The following is a 23079-nucleotide window of genomic DNA, read 5'->3' on the forward strand; positions in this document are numbered from 1 at the left end:
GGACCTGAGGGCGCTTGAAAGGCGGGCGCCGCTCAGGGCAGGCATGTCCGGTCACGACGTAGCCACAACGACAACTGCCGGCCAGCTCCGCCCGAGGCGACGCCCTTCAGCTCGGGCGGCTATTTGATGTAGCCGGCCTTGGTCATTTCGCGCTCGACCAGCGCGGTCGCCGCCTGAACCGCCTGACCGGCGTCCATGTTCCCGGCAAGAGCGGCTGAGAAAAGCTGCCCCACCGCCGTGCCGATGCCCTGGAATTCCGGAATGGAGACGAATTGCCCGCCGGTATAGGGAACCTCCTGCACGGACGGGTGGGTCGTATCGACGGAATTGATCGTGTCGAGCGTCATCTTCGCGAAGGGCGCGGCCTCCTGGTACGCGGGGTTCTCATAGAGCGAGGTGCGCGTGCCCGGAGGGGCGGCGGCCCAGCCCTCTTCCTTGGCCACGAGGTCCGTATAGGCCTTGGAGGTTGCCCAGGCGACAAAGGCCTTGGCCGCGTCCGCTTTCTTGGAGGAGGCCGGAATGGCGAGGTTCCAGGACCACAGCCAGTTGCCGTGATTGTCCACGCCCGCCTTGTTGGGGAACTGGGCGAAGCCGACGCTGTCGGCGACCTCCGAATCGGTCTTGTTGGTCACGAAGGAAGCGGCGACGGTGGCGTCGATCCACATGCCGCACTTGCCCTGCTGAAAGAGCGCGAGATTTTCGTTGAAACCATTGGAGGACGCACCCGGCGGGCCGTAATTGCTCATCATGTCGAGATAATCGCCCAGCGCCGCCTTCCATTCGGGGCTGTCAAGCTGCGGCTTCCAGTCCATGTCGAACCAGCGTGCGCCATAGGAATTGGCCATGGCGGTGAGAAACGCCATGTTTTCACCCCAGCCCGCCTTGCCGCGCAGACAGATGCCGTAAATCTCCTTGTCGCGGTCGGTCATCGCTTTCGCCGCGCCCATGATGTCGGCCCATGTGGGCTGGGCGGGCATGGTGATCCCGGCCTTTTCCGCCAGATCGGTGCGATACATCACCATCGCCGATTCGCCGTAGAAGGGGGCGGCATAGAGCTTGCCGTCGACCGTCAGTCCGCCTGCGATGGCGGGCAGGAGATCGCCCGCGTCATAGCCGTCGGGCATGTTGTCCAGCGCCAGAAGCCAACCCTGCTTGCCCCAGATCGGCACCTCGTAATTGCCGATGGTCAGCACATCGTACTGCCCGCCATCGGTGGCGATGTCGGTGGTCACGCGCTGGCGCAGGACGTTTTCCTCAAGCGTCACCCATTCCAGCTCGATACCGGGATGCGCCGAGGTGAAAGCGTCGGCGAGCTTTTGCATGCGGATCATGTCGCCATTGTTCACGGTGGCGACCGTGATCGTTTCGCCATGCGCGGCAAAGGCGAACGCACAGGCGCTGACGGCCCCGAGGAGCCAAGGCTTGCAGGTCATGTTTTCCTCCCATTCCGCGGCTTGGGCGCCGCTTGGCCGGTTCAATCGTCAAACCGATTGTTTCGACCCTCTGTTTCCGGCCCTGCGGCCAGTTTGTTTCTTCGGCGTTGCAACGAACCCGCGGCCCGGTGCCCCAAACCTGTCTCTGGCAATGCGGCCCGCCGGGCGGCCAGACAGCCGGGCCCGGATCTGAGGCCTCACGACCGGTCGACGCTCGCGATCCTCCATCGCAAGCAATCTTACGTAGGGGAACTATGAAGAAGGGAAATGGGCTTGTCTATAATTAAATCACATTGATTTTCTATTAGACGCACACCCGGTCTCGCTGCGAGGGAAACGGCACATATTCCAAGAGCCGCCCTTTCCCGCGCGACCGCAGAGCGGCCGGGCCGGAAGGCCTGTCACGGATTGCGCGCGCCGTGCCTTTCACAAACGCGTTGCCTGAGCCTTGAGTGCGGCCGGGGGAAGTCGCCGTCAGACGACGACCGCCGCTCCGCTTTCCGCCGGGCCGACCGCCTCGCGGAAGGCCGCAAACAGTTCCCGCCCGATGCCATGCGCATTGGCGGAGAGATCCGGCCGCGCCGGTTCGCGGGCTGCGAATTGCGCGGCATCGACCAGTACCTCAAGCGTGCCCGCCTGAGCATCGAGACGAACCACATCGCCGTCCTTCAACCGCGCGAGGGGCCCGCCGTCGGCGGCTTCCGGGCTCACGTGAATGGCCGCGGGCACCTTTCCGGACGCGCCCGACATGCGCCCGTCGGTCACCAGCGCCACCTTGTGACCCCGGTCGAGCGTGACCCCGAGAGCGGGCGTCAGGGAATGAAGCTCCGGCATGCCATTGGCCTTGGGCCCCTGAAAGCGCACCACCACCACCATGTCGCGGTCGAATTCGCCCGCCTTGAAAGCGGCCTTGACCTCTTCCTGATCGTGGAAGATCCGCACCGGCGCCTCCACCACGTGGTTTTCCGGCTTCACGGCAGATGTCTTGATAACCGCGCGACCGAGATTTCCGGACAGCTGGCGCAGGCCGCCATTGGGTTGGAAAGGATCGGAGACGGGCCGCAGGATCGCAGCGTTGCCGCTTGCCGAGGCCCCTTCGTCCCACACGATCTCGCCATCGCGCAATTTCGGCTCGCGCGTGTAGAGAGACAGCCCGTCGCCCGCCACGGTGCGCACATCCTCGTGCAGCAGCCCTGCCTCCAGCAATTCGCCGATCATGTAACCGAGCCCGCCTGCGGCGTTGAAATGGTTCACATCCGCCAGTCCGTTGGGATAGACGCGCGCCATGAGCGGGGTGACGGAGGAGATGTCCGCCATGTCCTGCCAGTCCAGATGAATGCCCGCCGCCCGCGCCATGGCCACAAGATGCAGCACCAGATTGGTGGAGCCGCCGGTGGCGTTGAGCCCGACGAGGCCGTTGACGAAAGCGCGTTCGTCCAACACGTCGCAAACGGGCGTGAAGGCGTTGCCGCGCCCGGTGATCGCCAGCGCACGGCGAGCGGCTGCGGCCGTCAGCGCATCACGCAGGGGCGTATCGGGATTGACGAAGCTTGCCCCCGGCAGGTGCAGCCCCATGAATTCCATCAGCATCTGGTTGGAATTGGCCGTGCCGTAGAAGGTGCAGGTGCCGGGCCCGTGATAGCTCGCCATCTCCGCCTTCAGCAATTCGTCGCGCCCAATTTCGCCCGCCGCATACCGTTGGCGAACCTTCGCCTTCTCGTCATTGGGCAGGCCGCTGGTCATCGGCCCGGCGGGCGCGAAGATTGCCGGGATATGGCCGAAGGTCGCCGCCGCCATGACCAGGCCCGGCACGATCTTGTCGCAGACACCCAGATAGATCGCCGCGTCGAAGCAATTGTGCGAAAGCGCCACACCGGCCGCAAGCGCGATCACGTCACGCGAGAAAAGCGACAATTCCATGCCGGGCTGCCCTTGCGTGACGCCATCGCACATGGCGGGCACCCCGCCTGCGACCTGCGCCGTGCCGCCTTCCGCACGTGCCGCTTGCTTGATGAGATCGGGAAACCGCGCGAAGGGCTGATGGGCCGACAGCATGTCGTTATAGGCGGTGATGATCCCGATATTGCCGCTTGAGCCCTCTGCAATCGCCTGCTTGTCCGGTCCGGAGGCGGCGGTGACATGGGCGAGGTTTCCGCAGGTCAGATGCGCGCGCGCAGGCCCCGCATCGGCGGCGCGGCGGCAGCGTTCCAGATAGGCGGCGCGGGCCTGCTTCGAGCGGTCGCGAATGCGCTTCGTGACGGTGGAAATCGTGGAATCCATCGGATCTCTTCCCGTTTGTCGGGTTGATATGTCTGGTCCGGCCTTGCCGGCAGCAAGGCCTATTCGGCGTAGTGGATGGTCGCGCCCTCAAGCACCGCGCAGACCGGGGCGACAAGCGGATCGCCACTTGCCAGCGCCTCTTGGTAAGCGGACATCTTTTCCGCCCCCGTGATGAGGATGTGACGCTCGCCCGCCCCGCGCAGAACGCGGGCCGACAGCGTGACACGCGCTTCCGGCTGCTCCTTGGTGCGGATTGCAAGGATCGGCGGCGCATCGGCGGCAAGGGCGGCTTCAAGGCCCGTTGCGCCGGGAAAGAGCGAGGCCGTGTGCATATCCACGCCCATGCCGAGCACCGCGATATCGAGCGGCAGGGCGGAGGCGAGCAGCCGCTCGCCGACCGCGCCAAGCCGCTCTTCCGGTTCGCCGGGTCCGCCATAGAGCGTTACGAAGCGCGCCTGCGCCGCCGCGCCGCTCAGGAGCGTTTCCTGCAACAGCCTTGCGTTGGACCGCGGATTGTCGTCGGGGACCCACCGTTCGTCGCTCAGCGTGACGACGACCTTTTCCCACGGCAGCCGGGACGCGCCGAGGCGTTCCAGCATCGGGCCGGGGGTCGACCCGCCGGGCACGGCGATCCGGGCGCCGCCGCGCTCATCCACCAGCACCCGCAACCGGGCGGCCAACTGGCTGGCGAGCCCTTCGGCAAGCGCATCGCGCGAGACATAGTGGAGGACTTTCGGGGTCATTGCTGCACAAGCTCCCTCCAGCGGCGACCGTCGCGGTGCATCAGCATTAGCGCATCGTCCGGGCCCGCGGAACCCGGCTCATAGAGCGCGGGCGGTTCATCGTCGACGCGGGAGGTGATCGCATCGACCCAGGCCCAGGCCGCCTCCACCTCATCGCCGCGCATGAAGAGTGTCTGGTCACCCCGGATCACGTCCATCACCAGCCGCTCATAGGCATCCGGCATCCGCATGTTGGAGCCCGCCAGCTTGTCGGCGAAGGTCATGTCGAGGATGGCGGGCGCCAGGCGCATGCCGCCGGGGCCCGGTTCCTTGATGGTCATGCCAAGCTTGATCGCCTCATCGGGCTGGAGACGAAGCGTCAACACGTTCTGGGCCGCGCGGCCGCTTGCGGCGGGAAAGATCGAATGCGGCGCACATTTGAACACCACCGCGACCTCGGACACCCGCGCCTTCATGCGCTTGCCCGTGCGCAGATAGAACGGCACCCCCGACCAGCGCCAGTTCGCCACTTCCGCCTTGAGCGCGATGAAGGTCTCAGTGTTGCTGGACGCGCGCTCCGCATCCTCCAGATAGGACGGACATCCGGGGCTGTTTCCATACTGGCCGCGAACCAGCGCATCCGGGTTGGTGAGCGGGGCGAGCGCGCGCAGAACCTTCAGCTTTTCATCGCGCACCGCATCGGGTTCGAAATGCGAAGGCGGCTCCATCGCCACCAGACAGAGCAACTGGAGGAGATGGTTCTGCACCATGTCGCGCATGGCGCCCATGCCATCGTAGTAAGGCCCACGCCCTTCCACGCCGACCTTTTCCGCCACGGTGATCTGGACATGATCGATATGGCGCGCATTCCACAGCGGCTCGAAAAAGGCATTGGCGAAACGCAGCGCCATCAGATTCTGGACCGTCTCCTTGCCGAGATAATGGTCGATCCGGAATATCTGATGCTCCTCGAAATGACCGGCAAAGACGCCATTGAGCTCGCTGGCGGAGGCAAGGTCATGACCAAGCGGCTTCTCGATGACGATGCGCGAATGTTCGTCCGTCAGCCCGGCCGCGTGGACGCCTTGCGCGATGTCCCCGAAAAAGCGCGGGGCGACGGAAAGATAGAACGCCCGCACCCTGTCCGCGCCATCGGGCAGGGCGGCTTTCAGCTTCTCCCAGCCTTCCGGCTTGGTCACATCCAGCGAGACGTAGTCGATGGTCTTGAGGAAGCGGTCGCGGATGTCCGTGTCCCGCGCATCCTCCCCGCCGAACTCGTCCAGGGCTTCGGCGGCCATGCGGCGGAAGGCGTCGCGATCCATCTTCGCGCGCGCGACACCCACGATGCGGGCGTCTTCCGGCATCTGCCCATCATGCAGGCGATGATACAGCGCCGGGATCAGCTTGCGGCGGGCGAGATCGCCCGTGGCTCCGAAGACCACCAGATCAAACGGATCAACCGGGACGACGCGTGCTGCCATCAAGAGATCTCCTCGTAAAGATGCGGATCGGCACCGGTCAGGCACCGATACCGACCAAGTCGCTGCGCCGGGGCAGGTCCGCCCCACGGCGCGTACAGGTAATCGCCGAAGCCTCCACGGCAAAGGCGACGATTTCGCCCAACTGATCATGGTCCAGGCCACGCAGGCTCGACCGGCTTTCGATGCCGCGATCCTTGAGCGCGGCGATCAGGGCTGCCTGGAAACTGTCGCCCGCGCCGACAGTGTCAATGACACTCACGGCGCGGATGTCCACGTCCACCATCATGCCACACCCGAAGCCGTGGACGCCCGCCTTGCCGCGCGTCACGATGACGATGCCCGCACCAAGATCGCGCCACTGGGCCGCGATCGCTATGTACGATTCGCCGGGATAAAGCAGATCAAGGTCCTCTTCGCTCACCTTGACGACATCGGCATGACGCACGAAGGCTTCGATCCGAGACCGCCAGACAGCCGGATCCGGCTCCACATTGAGGCGCACATTGGGATCGAGCGTGATCAGCCTGCGTCCCGCTTCCCGCTCAGCCAGGGCCTTCAGCGTGGATGCGACGGGCTCCACCACCAACGAATAGGACCCGAAATGGATGCCCCACACGTCCGCGCCAGGGCCGGTCTCCAGATCGGGCAGAGCGCTTGGCTCCAGAACACGGTCGGCGGCGCGCTCACCATAAAACGTATAGGCCGGGCTTCCATCGGGGCTGAGATCCACCAGGCTCAGCGTCGTGGGGCGCGCGGTTCTCATCAGGAAGCCCGTCTCCACACCCTCCCGCGCCAGCACGTCATGCAGGCGGATGCCGAGAGGATCGGTGGAAAGCCCCGTCAACAATGCGGCAGGCACGTCAAGGCGCGCAAGCCCCACCGCCACGTTGAAGGGCGATCCGCCGATGCGGGCATCGAAGGTCAGGCCGCAGCCTTCTTCCCTTGCAAAAAGATCCCAAAGGGCCTCGCCGCAAACCAGAAACAATCCGCTCTCCCTTGCGCTTCGCACAGCGCCACGTTGCCCCACCCGTTGCGCAGCGCCGATTGAGGCACGTATCGGAACGCCGGGGTTTCCCAGATTTCAGCCAATTCGGGTCAAAGATGGATATTTCCAGCACAGCCGGGCATAGTACCCTCACTCATACCTGAGGGCGCAAACGAGACCTGCCTTTGCGACACTGCAACCTTCTTTTCCCGACCTCCACATCTCGCATGCTTGGACTATCGGCCAACCACACGCCTTCCGGCAGCGAAGGACCGCCACAAAGCGCCACGCTTGTCAATAAATAACTCACTTTGATTTTGGTATTAATTGGCGTCTACCATGGCGACCAAGCGCGTGCATTGAAGAAACGGCGAAACGGAGGGCGTCATGCGGGGCGGCGATACGGCGGGGTTACGCGCCTATAATGAACGGCTGATCATGGCGGCGCTGCGCCGTCAGGGCGCGTTGTCGCGCGCAGAGATCGCGCGGGAGACCGGCCTGTCCAGTCAGGCGTCCTCGGTGATCGTCAGCCGCCTGATCGAAGACGGGCTGGCGCTCAAGCGCGACAAGGTGCGCGGACAGGTTGGCCAGCCCTCCACCCCCATCGCGCCCAATCCGGACGGGGCCTATTCACTGGGCGTGAAGATCGGACGGCATTCCACGGAAGCCATTCTGGTCAATCTGACCGGCGAGATCATCGGCAGCCGCCGGGAAGAGTTTGCGGCTCCCATGCCGGAGCGCACCCAAGCCATCGTGATCGCTCAGATCAACGATCTGCTTGGCCTTCTCGACAGGCAGGCGCGCGAACGGGTCGTTGGCATCGGCATCGCCATGCCGGGAGAGATCGAAGCGTGGGCGGTGGAACTGGGGCTTGAGCCCGGCGCTCTCGACGGCTGGCGCAGGCTCGACATTCGGCGCGCGCTGGCGGATGCCACCGGACTTGCGATCAGCATCCACAATGATGCGACAGCGGCCTGCGCGGCGGAAATGATCGCCGGAACGGCGATCACCACGCGCAGCGCCCTCTATGTCTATCTGGGCACCTTCATCGGCGGCGGCATCGTTCTGGACGGCAAGCTTTATGCGGGCGAACAGGGCAATGCCGGGGCGATCGGCTCCATGCCCGTGAGTTCCTCGCCCGAGCAGGGCAGCCCCGAGCAGCTCATTCACAATGCCTCGGGACTCCATCTGGAACACGCGCTGACAAAGGCCGGCTTCGATGCGCAGGCCGTCCTCAGAGATAGCGAACGCGTGGACGAGGGCACCCCGATCTTCGAGAACTGGCTGGCGGCGGCCATGCCGGAATTCACCCGCGCCGTCGTGGCCGGGCTTTCCATCATCGATTTTCAGGCCGTGGTGGTGGACGGGCTGATCCCGGCGGCGTGGCGCGACCGCCTTGCGCGGGAACTGGAGGGGGGCCTTGAGCGGTTCAACCGCTCCGGCCTTTCCCCCACCCGGGTTGTGGCGGGCAGCATCGGCCCCATGGCCCGCGTCATGGGCGCGGCCCTGTTGCCGATGGAGGCGCGCTTTTCGCCCGATACCGACCTGTTGGTGCGCTCAGGCGCGCGCGGGGCCTGACGCGCGTTCAGTCCTGGCTTTCCGCCCCGATCATGAAGACCCGGCGCGGCTTCAGTTCGCCGCGTTCCGCAGTGCAGATGGCCACAAGGCGGCCCTGACAGGTGACGAAGACCTCGCCCCCCAGCACCGGCGCATCGCGGCCGCGCATGAGGATGCCCTGACCGCGGCGCAGGCGTGCCTCGTCATTGCGGTTGACCGCCACTTCGTTTAGCGCCTCAAGCGCGGTTTCAACCGGCATCAGCTCTTCCATGGCCGCGGCGACGGGCGTTTCCGCCTCTTCCACCGCTTGCCCCAGCTCTTCCAGCGTCACCATGTCCTCTTCGCCGAAGGGTCCGACCAGAAGGCGGCGCAGCTCCACCACATGGCCGCAGGTGCCAAGACGCCGGCCCATGTCCCGCGCCAATGCGCGCACATAAGTACCCTTGCCGCATTCGGTCTCGAAAACGGCGGTGTCGGCATCCGGCGTCTCAACGAGATCCAGCCGGTGCACGTCAATCTCGCGGGCCTGCAACTCCACCTCAGCCCCCTCGCGGGCCAGATCATAGGCGCGCTCGCCGCCGATCTTGATGGCGGAAAATTTCGGCGGGATCTGCTCGATGGTGCCGGTGAATTCCGGCAGGATCTCGCGGATATCATCCGACTCGGGGCGCACATCGGAGGTATCGATCACCGTTCCCTCGGTGTCGTCCGTGTCCGTTTCCTCACCCCAGCGCACGGCAAAGCGATAGACCTTTCGGCCATCCATGACATAGGGAACCGTCTTGGTCGCCTCGCCGAAAGCAATCGGCAGGCAGCCGGAGGCCGCCGGATCAAGAGTGCCCGCGTGGCCAACCTTCTTTGGATGGAACAGCCGTTTCAGCCGCGACAGCGCGTCGTTGGAGGTGAGGCCGATGGGCTTGTCGAGAACGAGCCAGCCATCGATATCGAACTTGGGACGCTTCTTCTGCTGCTGCCGCTTCATGGATGCCGCTTGTTGTCTGGGGCGGACAGGCCGCCGGGATCTGATCGTGAAACTTGAAGAGAAAGGGGAAGACCGGGTCCGGCCCGTTCGCGCTCAGGCGAGCGCAATGCCCCTTTGCGGCGCACATCCGCGCACCGGTCAGGCGTGAGCCTCGATGCCGCGACAGGAGCCGCGGCGCCGTCCTCATGCGTCGTTGTCGGTCTCGTCGTCGTCGCGTGCGCCCTCATCCAGATCCTGCGCCACTTCGGGGCGGTGGAGGAGCTGGGTGATGCGGTCGTCGTCATCGAAACGGGTATCGAGGCGGAAATGCAGCTCCGGCATGTACTTCATGGTCATGCGGCGCGCCACCTGACCGCGCAGATATTTGCGATGACGACCCAGCGCATCGACCACCGCCTTGGCGTCGAGACCACCCAGCGGCATCACCAGAACGGTGGCATGCTTGAGATCGGGCGCCACGCGCACTTCCGGAACGGTGATGACATGCGTTTCCAGAACGGGATCGCGCACGTCTCCGCGCGAGAGGATTTCCGACAGTTCCTTGCGCAGCAATTCGCCTACGCGCAACTGGCGCTGCGAGGGCATGCCCTGCGCCTCGTCCTTGAACCGGCTCATGATGTTCTTCCAATACGAGGACGCCGGCGGGGATCGAACCACACCGGCGCCGGGATCTTTCGTCTGGTCCGGCGCCCTGCGCATTGTGCGGAGACCGAGTTGCCCTCCGTAAGCACAGCCGCGCCAGCCAATTTCCTGGACATCGTCGGCGACCGGGCCAGAAAGGTCCGGTCCGCCTTGTCACACAGCCGCGGCCCCTCAGAGGCTGCGGGCGATCTGCTCGACGCGGAAGCACTCGATCACATCACCGACACGCATGTCGTGATAGTTCTCGAAGTTCATGCCGCATTCCTGGCCGGACGCGACCTGCTTGACGTCGTCCTTGTAGCGCTTGAGCGTGCCGAGCTTGCCTTCGTGGACCACCACGTCGTCGCGGATCAGGCGCACTTCCGCGCCGCGTTCCACCACGCCCTCGGTGACGAGACAGCCGGCGATCTTGCCGACCTTGGAGATGTCGAACACCTGCAGCACTTCGGCATTGCCGAGGAACGTCTCGCGGCGTTCCGGCGAGAGAAGTCCGGACATCGTCGCCTTCACGTCGTCCACGAGATCGTAGATGACCGCGTAGTAGCGGATCTCGATGCCCTCGCGTTCGGCCGCCTCGCGCGCCTGCTTGTTGGCGCGGACGTTGAAGCCGATGATCGGAGCGTTGGAAGCCGCCGCCAGCGTGACGTCGGCTTCGGTGATGCCGCCGACACCGGCATGCAGCACACGGGCCGCCACTTCGTCGGTGCCGAGCGCATCGAGCGCGCCGACGATGGCCTCCGAAGAGCCCTGCACGTCGGACTTGATGACCAGCGAGACTTCCTTCTTACCCTTCTCCTGCAGACGGTTCATCATCTGCTCAAGCGAGCCACGGCTGCCAGCCGCGGTGAGGGACGCCTTCTCGCGCTTCTGGCGCTGGCGGTAGTCGACGATCTCGCGGGCGCGGGATTCGTTTTCAACCACCGCGACCAGATCACCGGCTTCCGGTGTGCCCTGGAAGCCCAGGACCTCGACCGGCTTGGAGGGCGGAGCCTCCTTCACCTGGTTGCCATTCTCGTCGAGCATGGCGCGCACACGGGCCCATTCGGAACCGGCGACCAGAATGTCGCCGACCTTCAGCGTACCCTTCTGGACCAGCACGGTCGCCACGGGGCCGCGGCCCTTGTCGAGCTGAGCTTCGATGACCGTGCCTTCCGCGGTGCGATCCGGGTTGGCCTGCAGCTCCAGCACTTCCGACTGCAGCAGGATCATCTCCAGCAGCTTGTCGAGATTGGTACCTTCCTTCGCGGAGACCTCGACCTCGATCGTGTCACCGCCCATCGATTCCACGACGATGGAGTCGTTGAGCAGTTCCGTGCGCACACGGTTGGCGTCCGCGCCCGGCTTGTCGATCTTGTTGATCGCCACGATGATCGGAACATCGGCCGCGCGAGCGTGGGCGATGGCTTCCTTGGTCTGCGGCATGACACCGTCATCCGCCGCCACCACAAGGATGACGATATCGGTCGCCTTGGCGCCACGGGCACGCATCGCGGAGAAGGCCGCGTGGCCCGGGGTATCGATGAAGGTGATTTTCTGACCGTTCTTGTCGACCTGGTAGGCGCCGATATGCTGCGTGATGCCGCCAGCTTCGCCGGAGACCACATTGGCCTTGCGAAGCGCGTCAAGCAGCGAGGTCTTGCCGTGATCGACGTGACCCATGATCGTGACCACGGGCGGACGCGGATGAAGGTTCGTGTCATCGTCGACGGTTGAGAAGAGGCCCTCTTCAACGTCGGACTCCGAAACGCGCTTGGCCGTGTGGCCCATTTCTTCCACGATGAGCTGCGCCGTATCGGCGTCGAGCACATCGTTGATCTTCATCATCTGGCCCTGCTTCATCAGGAACTTGATGACGTCAACGGCGCGTTCGGACATGCGGTTGGCCAGTTCCTGGATGGTGATCGCATCCGGGATGATGACTTCGCGCATCACCTTCTCGCGCACCACCTGCTGGCCGGCACGCTTTTCCTTCTCGCGGCGACGGCGCAGCGCTGCAAGCGAGCGGCCGCGCTGGTTGTCATCGGAGAAATTGGAATTGATGGTCAGCTTGGACTTGCGACGATCATCGGTCCGCGGCGCCGGCTTGTTGGCGGGCACGGCCGGCTTGACCGCGCCGCGCTTGGCGGTGCGGGCAGGGGCACGATCGGCATCGCCTGCCGCGGGGCGCGCGGCCTGACGCGGCGCGGGCGCTGCGGCCGGAGCCCTGTCGTCAGACCTTGCAGGAGCAGCCGGGGCCTCGGCCTGCGGAGCAGGCGCGGCCTGCTTCGGCCTGGCGGCCTCTGCGGCGGCTTCTTCTGCCTTGCGCTTGGCTTCTTCCTCGGCGCGCAGCTTGGCTTCGGCTTCCTCGGCCTTGCGGCGCGCCTCTTCCTCAACCTTGCGCTTGGCTTCTTCCTCAGCCCGACGCTTGGCGTCTTCCTCGGCCTGCTTGCGCTCCTCGACGGCGCGCACCTGGGCCTGGCGAAGCGCGGCGGCACGTGCGGCCGCCTCGTCAGCCGTCAGCGTACGCAGGACGTTACCGCCGCCACGCTGCTGCTTGTTCTGACCGCCGCCGCCACCCGGGCGCTGCCGGTTCTGCTGAGCCGGACGCTTGGGCTGCTGCTCGGCCTTGGGGGCCTGCGGCGCTGCCTTGGGAGCCTGAGGAGCCTGCGGGGCTGCCTGCGGAGTTGCCTGCGGAGCGGCTTCGCTCTTTGCGGGCTGTTCGCCCGGCGGCATCATCCGACGTTTCTTCTTTTCGACGACAACCTGCTTCGTCCGCCCATGAGAGAAGCTCTGCCGCACGGTCCCCTGCTCCACGCTACGGGAGAGGGACAGCGTTTTCTTCCGCTCTACGGGAATCGTCTTGTCGCCGGTGTCTTTGGTATCGCTCATTCTTGCCTTCAGTCCTGCGCCGCCGCTGCGGGCGCCCTAACATCCGTCGGTCATGCGTTCGTTGCGGCGGAATCTGCCCGGAACCTGTCCAGCGCGCAAGCGCACGCCATGAAACTTCTGCTCGCCCGGCCCGCGAGAATTGCAGCATGTATCACATTTGCCCGCCCCAATGCCAAATCCATTTGACTTGAGGTGAACATTCGCAAGACCGGGGGGCCGCTGTCCGGTCCAAAACGCGCCACCCGGATGGCGGCGAGCTTGCGGATTCCGTCTTCCGCCGCATCCGATGCATGCACCAGCGCGGCGAGATCGCCATTCTTCAATACGGCCTCAACCTTGGAGAAGCCGGTTATCACTGCGCCCGACTTGCGGGCCAGCCCGAGAGCTCCCAGCGCATGCGCATAGAGACGTTCCTCTACACGATCCGCAAGGCCGGGCTCGACGCGCACATCGGACTTGAAGCCACGGGAAAAGACCCGCTTCTTCTTAGCCGTCTCGACGCAGTGACGCGTCGCACTCACCCAGACGCCGCGGCCCGGAAGCTCTCGCTTCAGATCCGCGACGACCGATCCGTCCGGCGCCAGCACGAAACGGATCATTTCATCGACGGGGCGAACCTCGCGCGTTACCGCGCATTGGCGCTCCGTCGGCTCAGATTTGCCAGACCCGGATCGACGGGACATCACGACCTCCCGGCCCGATCCTGCGCTCAGCGCGCGTCTTCCTCTTCGCTCTCCGCCTCGACCTCGTCCGCGTCACCGGCATCGGAGGCCGGCGCGGAGAACATCGCCTCGGCAGCTTCCAGCGCCTCGGCAGCATTCGGATCGCGGTCCGCCTCTTGCGGGGCGGCGAAGAAGTCCTCACCGGCCTCCTCCGTCTCGATCTCGTCTTCGAGCTCTTCTTCCGGCTCGTCGACGATCAGATCCTCCGCAGAGATCCAGCCAGCCGCCACACGCGCCTGCATGATCAGCTGCTCGGCTTCCGCCTTGGAGAGATCGAAGCCGGTAAGCGCGCCGGTAAAGCGGGTCAGTTCGCCGTCCTTGCGTTCGCTCCAGCCGATCAGATCGTCGGTCGCACAACCGGCGAGATCCTCGATCGTCTTGATGTCGTCCTTGCCCAGCGCCACCATCATCGCGGTGGTGATGCCGTCAATGTCACGCAGCTCGTCCGCCACGCCCAGTTCACGGCGCTCTGCGTCGAGCTTGGCTTCCAGTTCTTCCAGGTGCTCGCGGCCACGGGCCTGGAGCTCCTCTGCCGTCTCCACATCGAAGCCTTCGATGGAGGCGATTTCGTCCGGATCCACATAGGCCACTTCCTCAACCGAGGAGAAGCCTTCGGAAGCCAGCAGCTGCGCGACCATCTCGTCGACGTTCAGCGCCTCGGTGAAGAGATGGCTGCGCTCGGCGAATTCCTTCTGGCGACGCTCGCTCTCGTCGGCCTCGGTCATGATGTCGATATCCCAGCCGGTGAGCTGGGAGGCCAGACGCACGTTCTGACCGCGACGACCGATGGCCAGCGACAGCTGATCGTCCGGAACCACAACCTCGATGCGCTCGGCATCCTCGTCGAGCACGACCTTGGCCACTTCCGCAGGCTGGAGCGCGTTGACGATGAAGGTCGCCGCGTCCGGGTTCCACGGAATGATATCGATCTTTTCGCCCTGAAGCTCGCCGACGACCGCCTGAACGCGGGAACCGCGCATACCGACGCAGGCGCCGACCGGATCGATGGAGCTGTCACGCGAGATCACAGCGATCTTGGCGCGCGAGCCCGGGTCACGGGCAACCGAGCGGATCTCGATGATGCCGTCGTAGATTTCCGGCACTTCCTGCGCGAACAGCTTGGCCATGAACTGCGGATGCGTACGCGACAGGAAAATTTGCGGACCGCGCTGCTCGCGACGCACATCATGTATGTAGGCACGGATGCGATCGCCAGTGCGGAACGCCTCGCGCGGGATCAATTCATCGCGACGCACGATGGCTTCGGCGCGCCCCATGTCCACGATCACATTGCCGTATTCGACACGCTTGACCACGCCATTGGCAATCTCGCCGATGCGGTCCTTGAATTCGTCATACTGGCGATCACGCTCGGCTTCGCGCACCTTCTGGACGATGACCTGCTTGGCAGACTGGGCGGCGATGCGACCGAAATCCAGCGGCGGCAGGGGCTCGGAAATGAAATCGCCGAGTTGCGCTTCCGGATTGCGGGCACGGGCCTCATCCAGCGAGATTTCCGTGGAGACGTTCTCCACCGTCTCGACCGCCTGCAGAAGTCGCTGAAGCCGGATTTCGCCGGTCTTGGGGTTGATCTCCGCCTTGACCTCGGTTTCCGATCCATAGCGCGAGCGTGCGGCCTTCTGGATCGCGTCTTCCATCGCCTCGATGACGATCTGACGATCGATCACCTTCTCGCGGGCAACGGCGTCCGCAATCTGCAGCAATTCCAGGCGGTTCGCACTGACAGCCATCGTCATTCTCCTTGCATCGCGAAGGGTCTCTGCCCTCGGGTCCCGCGATTGCTTGCCTCTTCGTCATGCCCGGAGCCCACCGGCTCCGGCCCTTCCGGCACGTCCCCGCCGAACCCGGCGTCGCCATGCCGCGAAAATTCTTCCGCGCCCGCCGCGCACTCGCGGCGGCTATCCGTTCAATTCCTGCCGCGCGCTCGCGACGGTTATCCGTTCAGTTCCCGCTGCCCTCGGGGGCCACGCCCGCACTCTGGGCGGCCGCGATCAGCGCGTCGGTCAGGATCAACTTGGCCTCCGCGATGTCCGCCATGGGGACCCAGTAGGTGTCGGGCTTGTCGGCAGGAGCATCGGGAATGCGCACGCCAGCGGTCTCCTCGCGCACACCCAGCAGGATGCCGCGGAACCGCTTGCGCCCGTCATGGGGCATGTCCATCTCGATGCGCGCCTCGTGGCCCGACCAGCGGTCGAAATCCTCCGCACGCACCAGCGGGCGGTCGATGCCAGGCGAAGAGATTTCCAGATTATAGGCCCCGGAGATCGGATCTTCCACATCCAGCACCGGCGAAAGCGCCCGGCTGATGGCTTCGCAGCCCTCGACATTCATCGTGCCGTCGGCACGTTCGGCCATGATCTGCAGCGTGCCACCGTTCAGCCCCGAATAGCGAACCCGCACGAGGCGGAAGCCGAGATCCTCGATCACCGGCTCGGCAAGAGCAGCGATGCGGGCATCCAGACCCTTTTCTACAACGATACGCGGGGCGTTCTCGGACATGGCACCTCTTTTTCACGGCCGGCCGGGCCGGTGTGTCTTCGCAGTGTCTTCCATCGGCATCCGGTTTCGGGCCAGACCGAACCCTCAGGGCCCGGCCGGGCCTTCGGGAAAAGCAGCGATCCTTTCGCCCGATCCGGCGCGGTCCGCAATGCCTGTCGCCACGTGTGGCGGGTCAGCCTAACAAAAAAGAGCGGGACCCGGCGGGACCCACTCTCTAACTGCCCGTATTGGCCGATGGAGAATTTGAACTTGGGCGGACTATAGTCAAATACGCCGCAGACGCAAGCCCGGAAGTGCCATCGTGGCCAGACAACGTCACCTCGGGCGGCACAAGCGCCCCGTTTTGCGGCGGGTCAACCAGCCTACCGGCGACGGAACGTCAGGTAGTAGCCGCGCCGCCCTTCCCGGTAAGCCTTGGCCTCATAACGGGTGGACGGCCAGCCCTGCCAGGGCTCCAGCCAGTCTGCTGCGCGCTCCGCGGTCCATTCGAAACAGTCATGGGCGCGCAGGTGGCGCAGGGTCCAGTCGACATAGGTATCGATATCGCTGGCAAAGCGGAACTCGCAGCCGGGTTTCAGAACGCGGGCGATCCGATCCAGATTTTCCGGCCCGACGAACCGGCGCTTCCAGTGGCGACGCTTGGGCCAGGGATCGGGATAGAGCAGATAGACCCGGTCCAGCGAGGCGTCCGGCAGCCAGTCCAGCAGATTGATGGCATCGTCGTTATAGAGCCGGATATTGTCCAGCCCGCCGGTCTCGATCGCCGACAGCGCCTTGGCCATGCCGTTGATGAAGGGCTCCACGCCGATGAACCCGGCATCGGGGGTCTCGGTGGCGCGGTGGATGAGATGCTCGCCGCCGCCAAAGCCGATTTCCAGCGTGATCTCCTTCACGCTGCGGGGAAACAGCGTGTCGAGACGCTGCGGGGTCGGCTCGTTCAGATCAATGGCGAGCTTCGGCAGCAGGTCCGCCATGCGCCCGGCCTGTCCCGACCTCAGCGCCTTGCCCTTGCGCCGTCCGAAAAAAGCGCCTTCGTAAGTGTCGTTCATGGTGTCTTCATCATGCACGAAAAGCCGACCCGCTGGGGCCGGCTTTCCGCATCGTGTTCACACGCCGTGTCTTCAGGCCACGGCCGCCTTGATGGCGTCGACCAGATCGGTCTTCTCCCAGGAGAAGCCGCCGTCCGCATCGGGCGTACGGCCAAAGTGACCATAGGCGGCGGTACGGGCGTAAATCGGACGGTTGAGCTGCAGATGCTCGCGAATGCCGCGCGGCGTCAGGTTCATCACCTCGCGCAGGACCTTCTCCAGCTTCGCTTCCTCAACCTCGCCGGTGCCGTGCAGGTCCACATAGACCGACAGCGGCTCGGAGACCCCAATAGCGTAAGAAAGCTGGATCGTGCAACGGTCCGCAAGACCGGCGGCGACAACGTTCTTGGCGAGATAGCGCGCGGCATAAGCCGCGGAGCGGTCCACCTTGGTGGGATCCTTGCCGGAGAAGGCGCCGCCGCCATGGGGTGCTGCGCCCCCATAGGTGTCGACGATGATCTTGCGGCCTGTCAGACCGCAGTCGCCATCCGGTCCGCCAATGACGAACTTGCCGGTCGGGTTGACGTGCCAGACAGTGTCAGCCGAAATCCAGCCCTCGGGCACGGAGCTGCGGATATGCGGCTCGACGATCGCGCGCACGTCCTTGGGTGAGAGCGAGGCATCCACATGCTGGGTGGAAAGCACGATGGAGGTGATGCCGACCGGCTTGCCATCGGCGTATTTCACCGTGACCTGGCTCTTGGCGTCGGGGCCGAGCGGGGAGTTCGGATCGGACTTGCGAACGTCCGCCAGGGTCTGGAGAATCTTGTGGGAGAACTGGATCGGAGCCGGCATCAGCTCCTCGGTCTCGCGGCAGGCATAACCGAACATAATGCCCTGATCGCCCGCACCTTCATCCTTGTTGCCGGCGCTGTCGACGCCCTGGGCGATGTCGGCGGACTGGGAGTGCAGATGCACCGCGACGTCGGCGGTCTCCCAGTGAAAACCATCCTGCGCGTAGCCGATATCCTTCACCGCAAGCCGCGCCAGATGCGCGAGATATTCATGTGTGATTTCTTCCGGTCCGCGGGTCTCGCCCGCGATCACGATCCGGTTGGTCGTTGCCAGGGTTTCGCACGCAACGCGCGCCTCGGGCATGGCGCCGAGAAAGGCGTCCACGATCGTATCGGAGATACGGTCGCAAACCTTGTCGGGGTGTCCTTCAGACACCGACTCACTGGTGAAGAGATAGTCTTTGCGGGCCAATGTCACGGTCCTTCTGGGAAAATAGTGCTGAAAACCCGGCAAGCGGCCGCCCGCCGGGAGGCATGAGGAGGTTGCAGGGATTGGGCCCAAGGTCAAGCCCTTCCAACAACGGGCAGAGGCACGGATCCCCTCGCCGCCATCGCCCGAACCTTCCCTAGCGGCAGCGCTGGAGAGGCCGGCGCTCAGCCGCGCAACCCCTTGCGATACCAGATTAATCCTCAGGTGAAGGTGGGCCCGCTCGAACGTCGAACATGCGCGCAGAGGCCCGCCGGGAAGCGGACCGGCAAACAGGTTTCAGAAAATGCCAATACCGGGAAAAGACGGGCGGAAGGCGGCGTATGACACGCGCGCTGCGGGGCGAGAATCGAAAACCCTACGTCACATCGGCGCGGTTTCGCACGCGCCTGTCTTCGCACGCGCCTGTCAACGTGAATTGAAGAGAGGCTTTCTCGAAAAAGCCTGCCTTGCGGCAAGGCTGTGGGGAGGCCGCCCGCGCGGGCGGCCTGAAGCAGAGCATCGGCGCTTGCGGGAACCGGATCCGAGGATCAGGCCTCCTCGCCCGCGACGGAGCGCACCAGGTCGACGATCCGGCGACGCACACGGCTGTCCTCGATCCGCACGAAGGCACGATTGAGCGCCAGGCCTTCCGAACTGGACAGGAAGTCCACCACATATGAGGTGGGCTGGGCTTCCGCGAAGCCACCGCCCTCCTCGGGCGTGCCCGGCGCGTCCTCGAAGAAGAACGAGATCGGGACCTTCAGAACGGTTGCAATATGCTGCAGGCGACTGGCGCCGACACGGTTTGTTCCCTTTTCGTATTTCTGGATCTGCTGGAATGTAATGCCAAGACTTTCTCCCAGCTTTTCCTGGGACATTCCAAGCATCATGCGACGTAGCCGGATGCGACTGCCGACGTGCACGTCAATGGGGTTGGGTGCTTTCTTACTGGGCATTTTTTTCGCCTTCATTGTTTTTGCCGAAGCCGGCGGCATCCTCCGCCGCAACCCTGGCGTCGCTCTTGTTCAGCGCCTCCCACACCCGTGCGAGAGAGCGACGCTTCCGGTTGCACCCGTCGCCTACCGCGGATCCTCTCCGATTTCGGCTTCGACAACTTACGTTATAATACTAACCCCTGCGGCAGTTTACAGAAACCCCGGACACCGCCCCCGGACAGGACGTCGCCCCCCCTCCCGCCGCATGCTTTCAAAGGCGATACGGGCAAAGCGGATACAGGCAAGGTCAGCGTAGGCCGCTCTGGAACGGGAGCTTGCCCCCCTGTCCCACGACAACCTGTTCATACGGTTGGAGCAGTCCCGCTCATCTCCCCCCCCATCCATTCGGCTGGGTTGCAAGGACGGGTTCTACCCCCGCAATTCGCTTGCGATGGCCAAATAATGCCCGTTCCCGTACATCCTAGTCAATTACTACAATATGTTGTTTTTATCATGGAATTTATCGTCAATCAGCGTCGGTTGACGCTCCGGCGCCTGAAGGCTCCCGCAAACGCAAATATGGTCACAATTGACAGGGCCAACGGCCAGTCTCCTGCCCTGGCGTAAAGGGTCGGTCCCTCGGCTGCGGGAAGGGGGGAATCGAAAGCCCCGGCATGACCCAGCGGCAATTTGCCGCGCACCCGTCCGCGCGCATCAATGACGGCCGAGATGCCGGTATTGGCATCGCGCACCACGGGCAGCCCCTCCTCCACGGCCCTGAGCCGCGTCTGGCGCAGGTGCTGGTGGGGGCCGGGTGTGTCGCCGAACCATGAGTCGTTCGTCAAATTAAGCAACCATTCCGGGCGCTTGCCTTTCGACACCACCGAAAGTGGAAAGATCGCCTCATAGCAAATCAGCGGTGAGAAGGACGGCGCGCCGGGGGCGGTCAGATTGCGGCGTGCATAGCCTGCCGAAAAGCCGCCCGGCATGCGCACCAGATTTTCCACCCCGAGCTTCGTCAAAAGGCCCCTGAGCGGCAGATATTCGCCGAAGGGCACCAGATGCACCTTGTCATAGGCTTCGATGATGGTGGCGTCGTCGGCAATCACATAGACGGAATTGTAGTAGTCGGTCTCGTGGTCGGGTCTGGGCTCCGCGGCCGGTTCCGCGCGCGCCGCCCCCGTGATCAGGACCGTTCCCTCCGGCAGAAGTGCATCGATCGCCGCCAGAGCGCGGGGTTGCTCGGTCAGGATGAAGGGGAAGGCGGATTCCGGCCAGATCACGTGGGTAATGCCGTCAAGGCGAGTGTCTTCGGGGCCGAGAGGGGCCGCCGACAGGTCCAGATAGCGCTCGAAGATCCACTTTTCGTTGCCCGGCACCCATTTCTCCGCCTGCGGAATATTGGGCTGGACGATACGCAGGCGCACATCCGGCACGTCCGCCGGGCCGTCCTGCGCCAGCCGGACCGCGCCATACAAGAGACAGCCGGCAAAGAGGACGCCCGCCGCGCCAACAAAGGCCAGCCGCCTGCGCAAAGAGGTTGTGTCGGCCAGAACCGCCGGGCTTGCAAAGACGATGAAGCCGACGAGGCCGAGCCCATAGACGCCAATGAGCGCGGCCGGCTGCATCATCAGCGTGTTGGCGGCGAAACCATAACCGATGGCATTCCACGGAAAGCCGGTCAGCACATGCCCACGCAGCCATTCGAAACCCGCCAGGCTCGCGCCCAGAACCAGGACCCGGATGGCGCCCTCCATCCAGAAGAAGCGCGCCAAGAGCGCCGCCGCCGCGAAGAAAAGCGCAAGACCGGCGGGCATGGCGAGAACGGCGAAGGGGATCATCCAGGCAAAGGCATCCGCCTCCACCAGAAAGGCGGAGCCGATCCACCACAGTCCGGCGAGAAAGTAACCGAAGCCGAACCACCAGCCGACGGCGGCTGCGGCGCGAAGCGAGCGACCTTTTCCGTCAGCCTCGTCTGTGACGGTGGCATCGAGCAACCAGACAAGCCCGGGAAAGGAGAGCCAGAGAACGAAGAACCAGTCATAGGGCGCCTGCGAGAGCGAGGCGACGGCCCCAAGCACGAAGGCGGCGCTCCAGCGCCGCCAGCCCCATGTCAAGATCAGCTTGTCCGCCACTGCGTGGATCATCGCGAAATCCCAAATGAAGGCCGCACGAATCGACGCTCTGGCGACCGCCGCATCATGTGCGCAGACGGTCGATGCGGGTCAAGTCCAGGCTCCCCGCCCGGCTATCCGGACATCTGCTTACAGGGCCTCGCGAAAGGAAAATGTTAGGAATTTCAGGGGTTATGTGGTCCTCAGCCATGACGTGACAGGGCCGCCGGCTCATGGTGTTCCTCCGGTGCGAAAAGGCTCCAGGGCCGTCGAGCCAACCTCAAACAGTGTGACGAGTTTACTTCGATGCGGGCTGCATCCATAACCGTTGACGAGGCAAGCGGAACGGAAAGCGGCGGCGCGCCCGGCCCGGTCCGGGACAATCTGCAAAGCGCGCTCAATGGCGTGGCTCTGATCCCGGATATCATCTTCGCCTTCTATGGCGAGGACCATGACGGAACGGAGATCGCCCGCACATTGCATGAACGCTATCCGCACGCGGCCATTCTCGGTGGCAGTTCCACCGGCGGCATCCTGGATCAGGACGGTCTGCACGGACCCGGTTCCATCGGAGTTCTCATGGTGTCCGATCCGCAGGGCGATTTCGGCGTTGCCGCGCGCCCCCTCGGCGACGACCCGGCTGCCGCGGCCCAGGACGCCCTTCACGCCGCGCTGCTTGCGGCGGACTGCACGAGCGAACTGCCCGATCTCATCTGGACCTTTCAGACACCGGGGCACGAGGAAGAGATCCTTAGCGGCCTCAAGCAGATTGTCGGCGACCGCTGCCCGATCATCGGCGGCAGCTCCGGCGACCGCACCTTGTCCGGCAAATGGAGCCAGATCTGTGGCGGCGAGGCGATGTCGGAGGCCGTCGTGGTCTGCGCGCTGTTTCCCTCGCAGATGCTGGGGATCGGATTTCAGGGCACCTCCGAGCCGGGTTTCGCCAACTGCGAGGAATTACGCGGGGCGGGCGGCAGGATCACGCGCATCGAGGAAGGCGCGCGCGGGCGCACCATCCTTGAGATCGACGGAAAACCGGCCGGTCCTCTCTACAACAGCTGGATCGGCGGCACACTTGCGCCCTTTCTGGAAACCGGCGGTTCCATCATAGCGGAGAGCTCGATGACCCCGCTCGCCGTCTTGCGGGGCGGAGAAGACGGATCGCCACGCTGTTGTCTCGTTCATCCGTGCAGGCTGCGTCCCGACGGCGCGCTCACGACGCTTGCCGACGTGGTCGAAGGCGAGGACATCTACTGCGTGCGCCGCGATCCGCAACTGCTGATCCGGCGCGCAGGTCGGGTCTCCCAGCAGGCGGCCCAGCAAATCGCGGAGACCCAACCCGTCGCAGCCCTGTTGACCCTTTGCGGCGCCGCGAACATGGCCAGCAAAGACAGACTGTCGGGGCTTTCGGAAACACTCAAGGAGCAGCTCGGCGACTTGCCGATACTGACCTGCTTCACCTTCGGCGAGCAGGGGCCGGTCCTTGGTGTCAACAAACACGGAAATCTGATGATTTCCGCTGTCGTATTCGGTTGTTAGGCAATTCG

General features: G+C 64.6%; 17 protein-coding genes. 2 read left to right on the forward strand and 15 right to left on the reverse strand.

Annotated features, from left to right (window positions below; genetic code table 11):
- Positions 1–119 precede the first annotated feature (119 nt).
- From ABGM93_RS13210 to ABGM93_RS13230, 5 genes are all read right to left on the reverse strand, one after another.
- Positions 120–1433, reverse strand: coding sequence for a sugar ABC transporter substrate-binding protein (locus ABGM93_RS13210; RefSeq protein ID WP_321500125.1), 1314 nt, complete (start codon positions 1431–1433; stop codon positions 120–122).
- 474 nt (positions 1434–1907) lie between these two features.
- Positions 1908–3713 carry a phosphogluconate dehydratase gene (gene edd / locus ABGM93_RS13215; protein WP_321500130.1) on the reverse strand — a complete coding sequence of 602 codons (1806 nt, stop codon included), beginning with the start codon at positions 3711–3713 and terminating at the stop codon, positions 1908–1910.
- Positions 3714–3772: 59 nt separating this feature from the next.
- Entirely contained in the window at positions 3773–4456 is a 684-nt protein-coding gene (pgl, locus tag ABGM93_RS13220; RefSeq protein WP_321500132.1) for a 6-phosphogluconolactonase, read from the reverse strand.
- Positions 4453–5916, reverse strand: a complete 1464-nt coding sequence (gene zwf, locus ABGM93_RS13225) for a glucose-6-phosphate dehydrogenase (RefSeq protein ID WP_319772337.1) — start codon at positions 5914–5916, stop codon at positions 4453–4455. The genes pgl and zwf overlap by 4 nt, the downstream gene beginning before the upstream one ends.
- Positions 5917–5953: 37 nt before the next feature.
- On the reverse strand, positions 5954–6901 hold the full coding sequence (locus ABGM93_RS13230) for a carbohydrate kinase (protein ID WP_321500135.1): 948 nt from the start codon (positions 6899–6901) through the stop codon (positions 5954–5956).
- Between the two features lie 387 nt (positions 6902–7288).
- Between ABGM93_RS13230 and ABGM93_RS13235 the strand changes: the two genes are divergently transcribed.
- Positions 7289–8479, forward strand: a complete 1191-nt coding sequence (locus ABGM93_RS13235) for an ROK family transcriptional regulator (RefSeq protein ID WP_321500138.1) — start codon at positions 7289–7291, stop codon at positions 8477–8479.
- 7 nt (positions 8480–8486) lie between these two features.
- Here ABGM93_RS13235 and truB read toward each other — a convergent pair whose 3' ends face one another.
- From truB to lnt, 10 genes are all read right to left on the reverse strand, one after another.
- Positions 8487–9440, reverse strand: coding sequence for a tRNA pseudouridine(55) synthase TruB (truB, locus tag ABGM93_RS13240; RefSeq protein WP_321500140.1), 954 nt, complete (start codon positions 9438–9440; stop codon positions 8487–8489).
- Between the two features lie 183 nt (positions 9441–9623).
- On the reverse strand, positions 9624–10055 hold the full coding sequence (rbfA, locus tag ABGM93_RS13245; RefSeq protein WP_321500142.1) for a 30S ribosome-binding factor RbfA: 432 nt from the start codon (positions 10053–10055) through the stop codon (positions 9624–9626).
- A gap of 198 nt (positions 10056–10253) precedes the next feature.
- Positions 10254–12950, reverse strand: coding sequence for a translation initiation factor IF-2 (infB, locus tag ABGM93_RS13250; RefSeq protein WP_321500144.1), 2697 nt, complete (start codon positions 12948–12950; stop codon positions 10254–10256).
- A gap of 50 nt (positions 12951–13000) precedes the next feature.
- Positions 13001–13633: an RNA-binding protein gene (locus tag ABGM93_RS13255; protein ID WP_321500146.1), complete on the reverse strand. Its 633-nt coding sequence runs from the start codon at positions 13631–13633 to the stop codon at positions 13001–13003.
- Positions 13634–13659: 26 nt separating this feature from the next.
- On the reverse strand, positions 13660–15423 hold the full coding sequence (nusA, locus tag ABGM93_RS13260) for a transcription termination factor NusA (RefSeq protein WP_321500149.1): 1764 nt from the start codon (positions 15421–15423) through the stop codon (positions 13660–13662).
- A gap of 211 nt (positions 15424–15634) precedes the next feature.
- Positions 15635–16192, reverse strand: a complete 558-nt coding sequence (rimP, locus tag ABGM93_RS13265; protein WP_321500152.1) for a ribosome maturation factor RimP — start codon at positions 16190–16192, stop codon at positions 15635–15637.
- Between the two features lie 362 nt (positions 16193–16554).
- Positions 16555–17241, reverse strand: coding sequence for a tRNA (guanosine(46)-N7)-methyltransferase TrmB (gene trmB / locus ABGM93_RS13270; RefSeq protein WP_321500155.1), 687 nt, complete (start codon positions 17239–17241; stop codon positions 16555–16557).
- Between the two features lie 72 nt (positions 17242–17313).
- Positions 17314–18486: a methionine adenosyltransferase gene (metK, locus tag ABGM93_RS13275; RefSeq protein WP_321500157.1), complete on the reverse strand. Its 1173-nt coding sequence runs from the start codon at positions 18484–18486 to the stop codon at positions 17314–17316.
- Positions 18487–19031: 545 nt separating this feature from the next.
- The gene (locus ABGM93_RS13280) at positions 19032–19439 is read right to left on the reverse strand and encodes a helix-turn-helix transcriptional regulator (RefSeq protein ID WP_321500158.1); all 408 of its coding nucleotides are present in this window, start codon (positions 19437–19439) and stop codon (positions 19032–19034) included.
- Between the two features lie 509 nt (positions 19440–19948).
- Complete coding sequence (gene lnt / locus ABGM93_RS13285) at positions 19949–21565, reverse strand: apolipoprotein N-acyltransferase (RefSeq protein WP_321500160.1); 1617 nt, start codon at positions 21563–21565, stop codon at positions 19949–19951.
- 273 nt (positions 21566–21838) lie between these two features.
- On the opposite strand from lnt, the gene ABGM93_RS13290 reads away from it, so the two are divergent.
- Positions 21839–23071, forward strand: coding sequence for an FIST N-terminal domain-containing protein (locus tag ABGM93_RS13290; RefSeq protein ID WP_321500162.1), 1233 nt, complete (start codon positions 21839–21841; stop codon positions 23069–23071).
- The last annotated feature ends 8 nt before the right edge of the window (positions 23072–23079 follow it).

The sequence above is a fragment of the Breoghania sp. genome (genome assembly GCF_963674635.1).
GTDB lineage: Bacteria > Pseudomonadota > Alphaproteobacteria > Rhizobiales > Stappiaceae > Breoghania.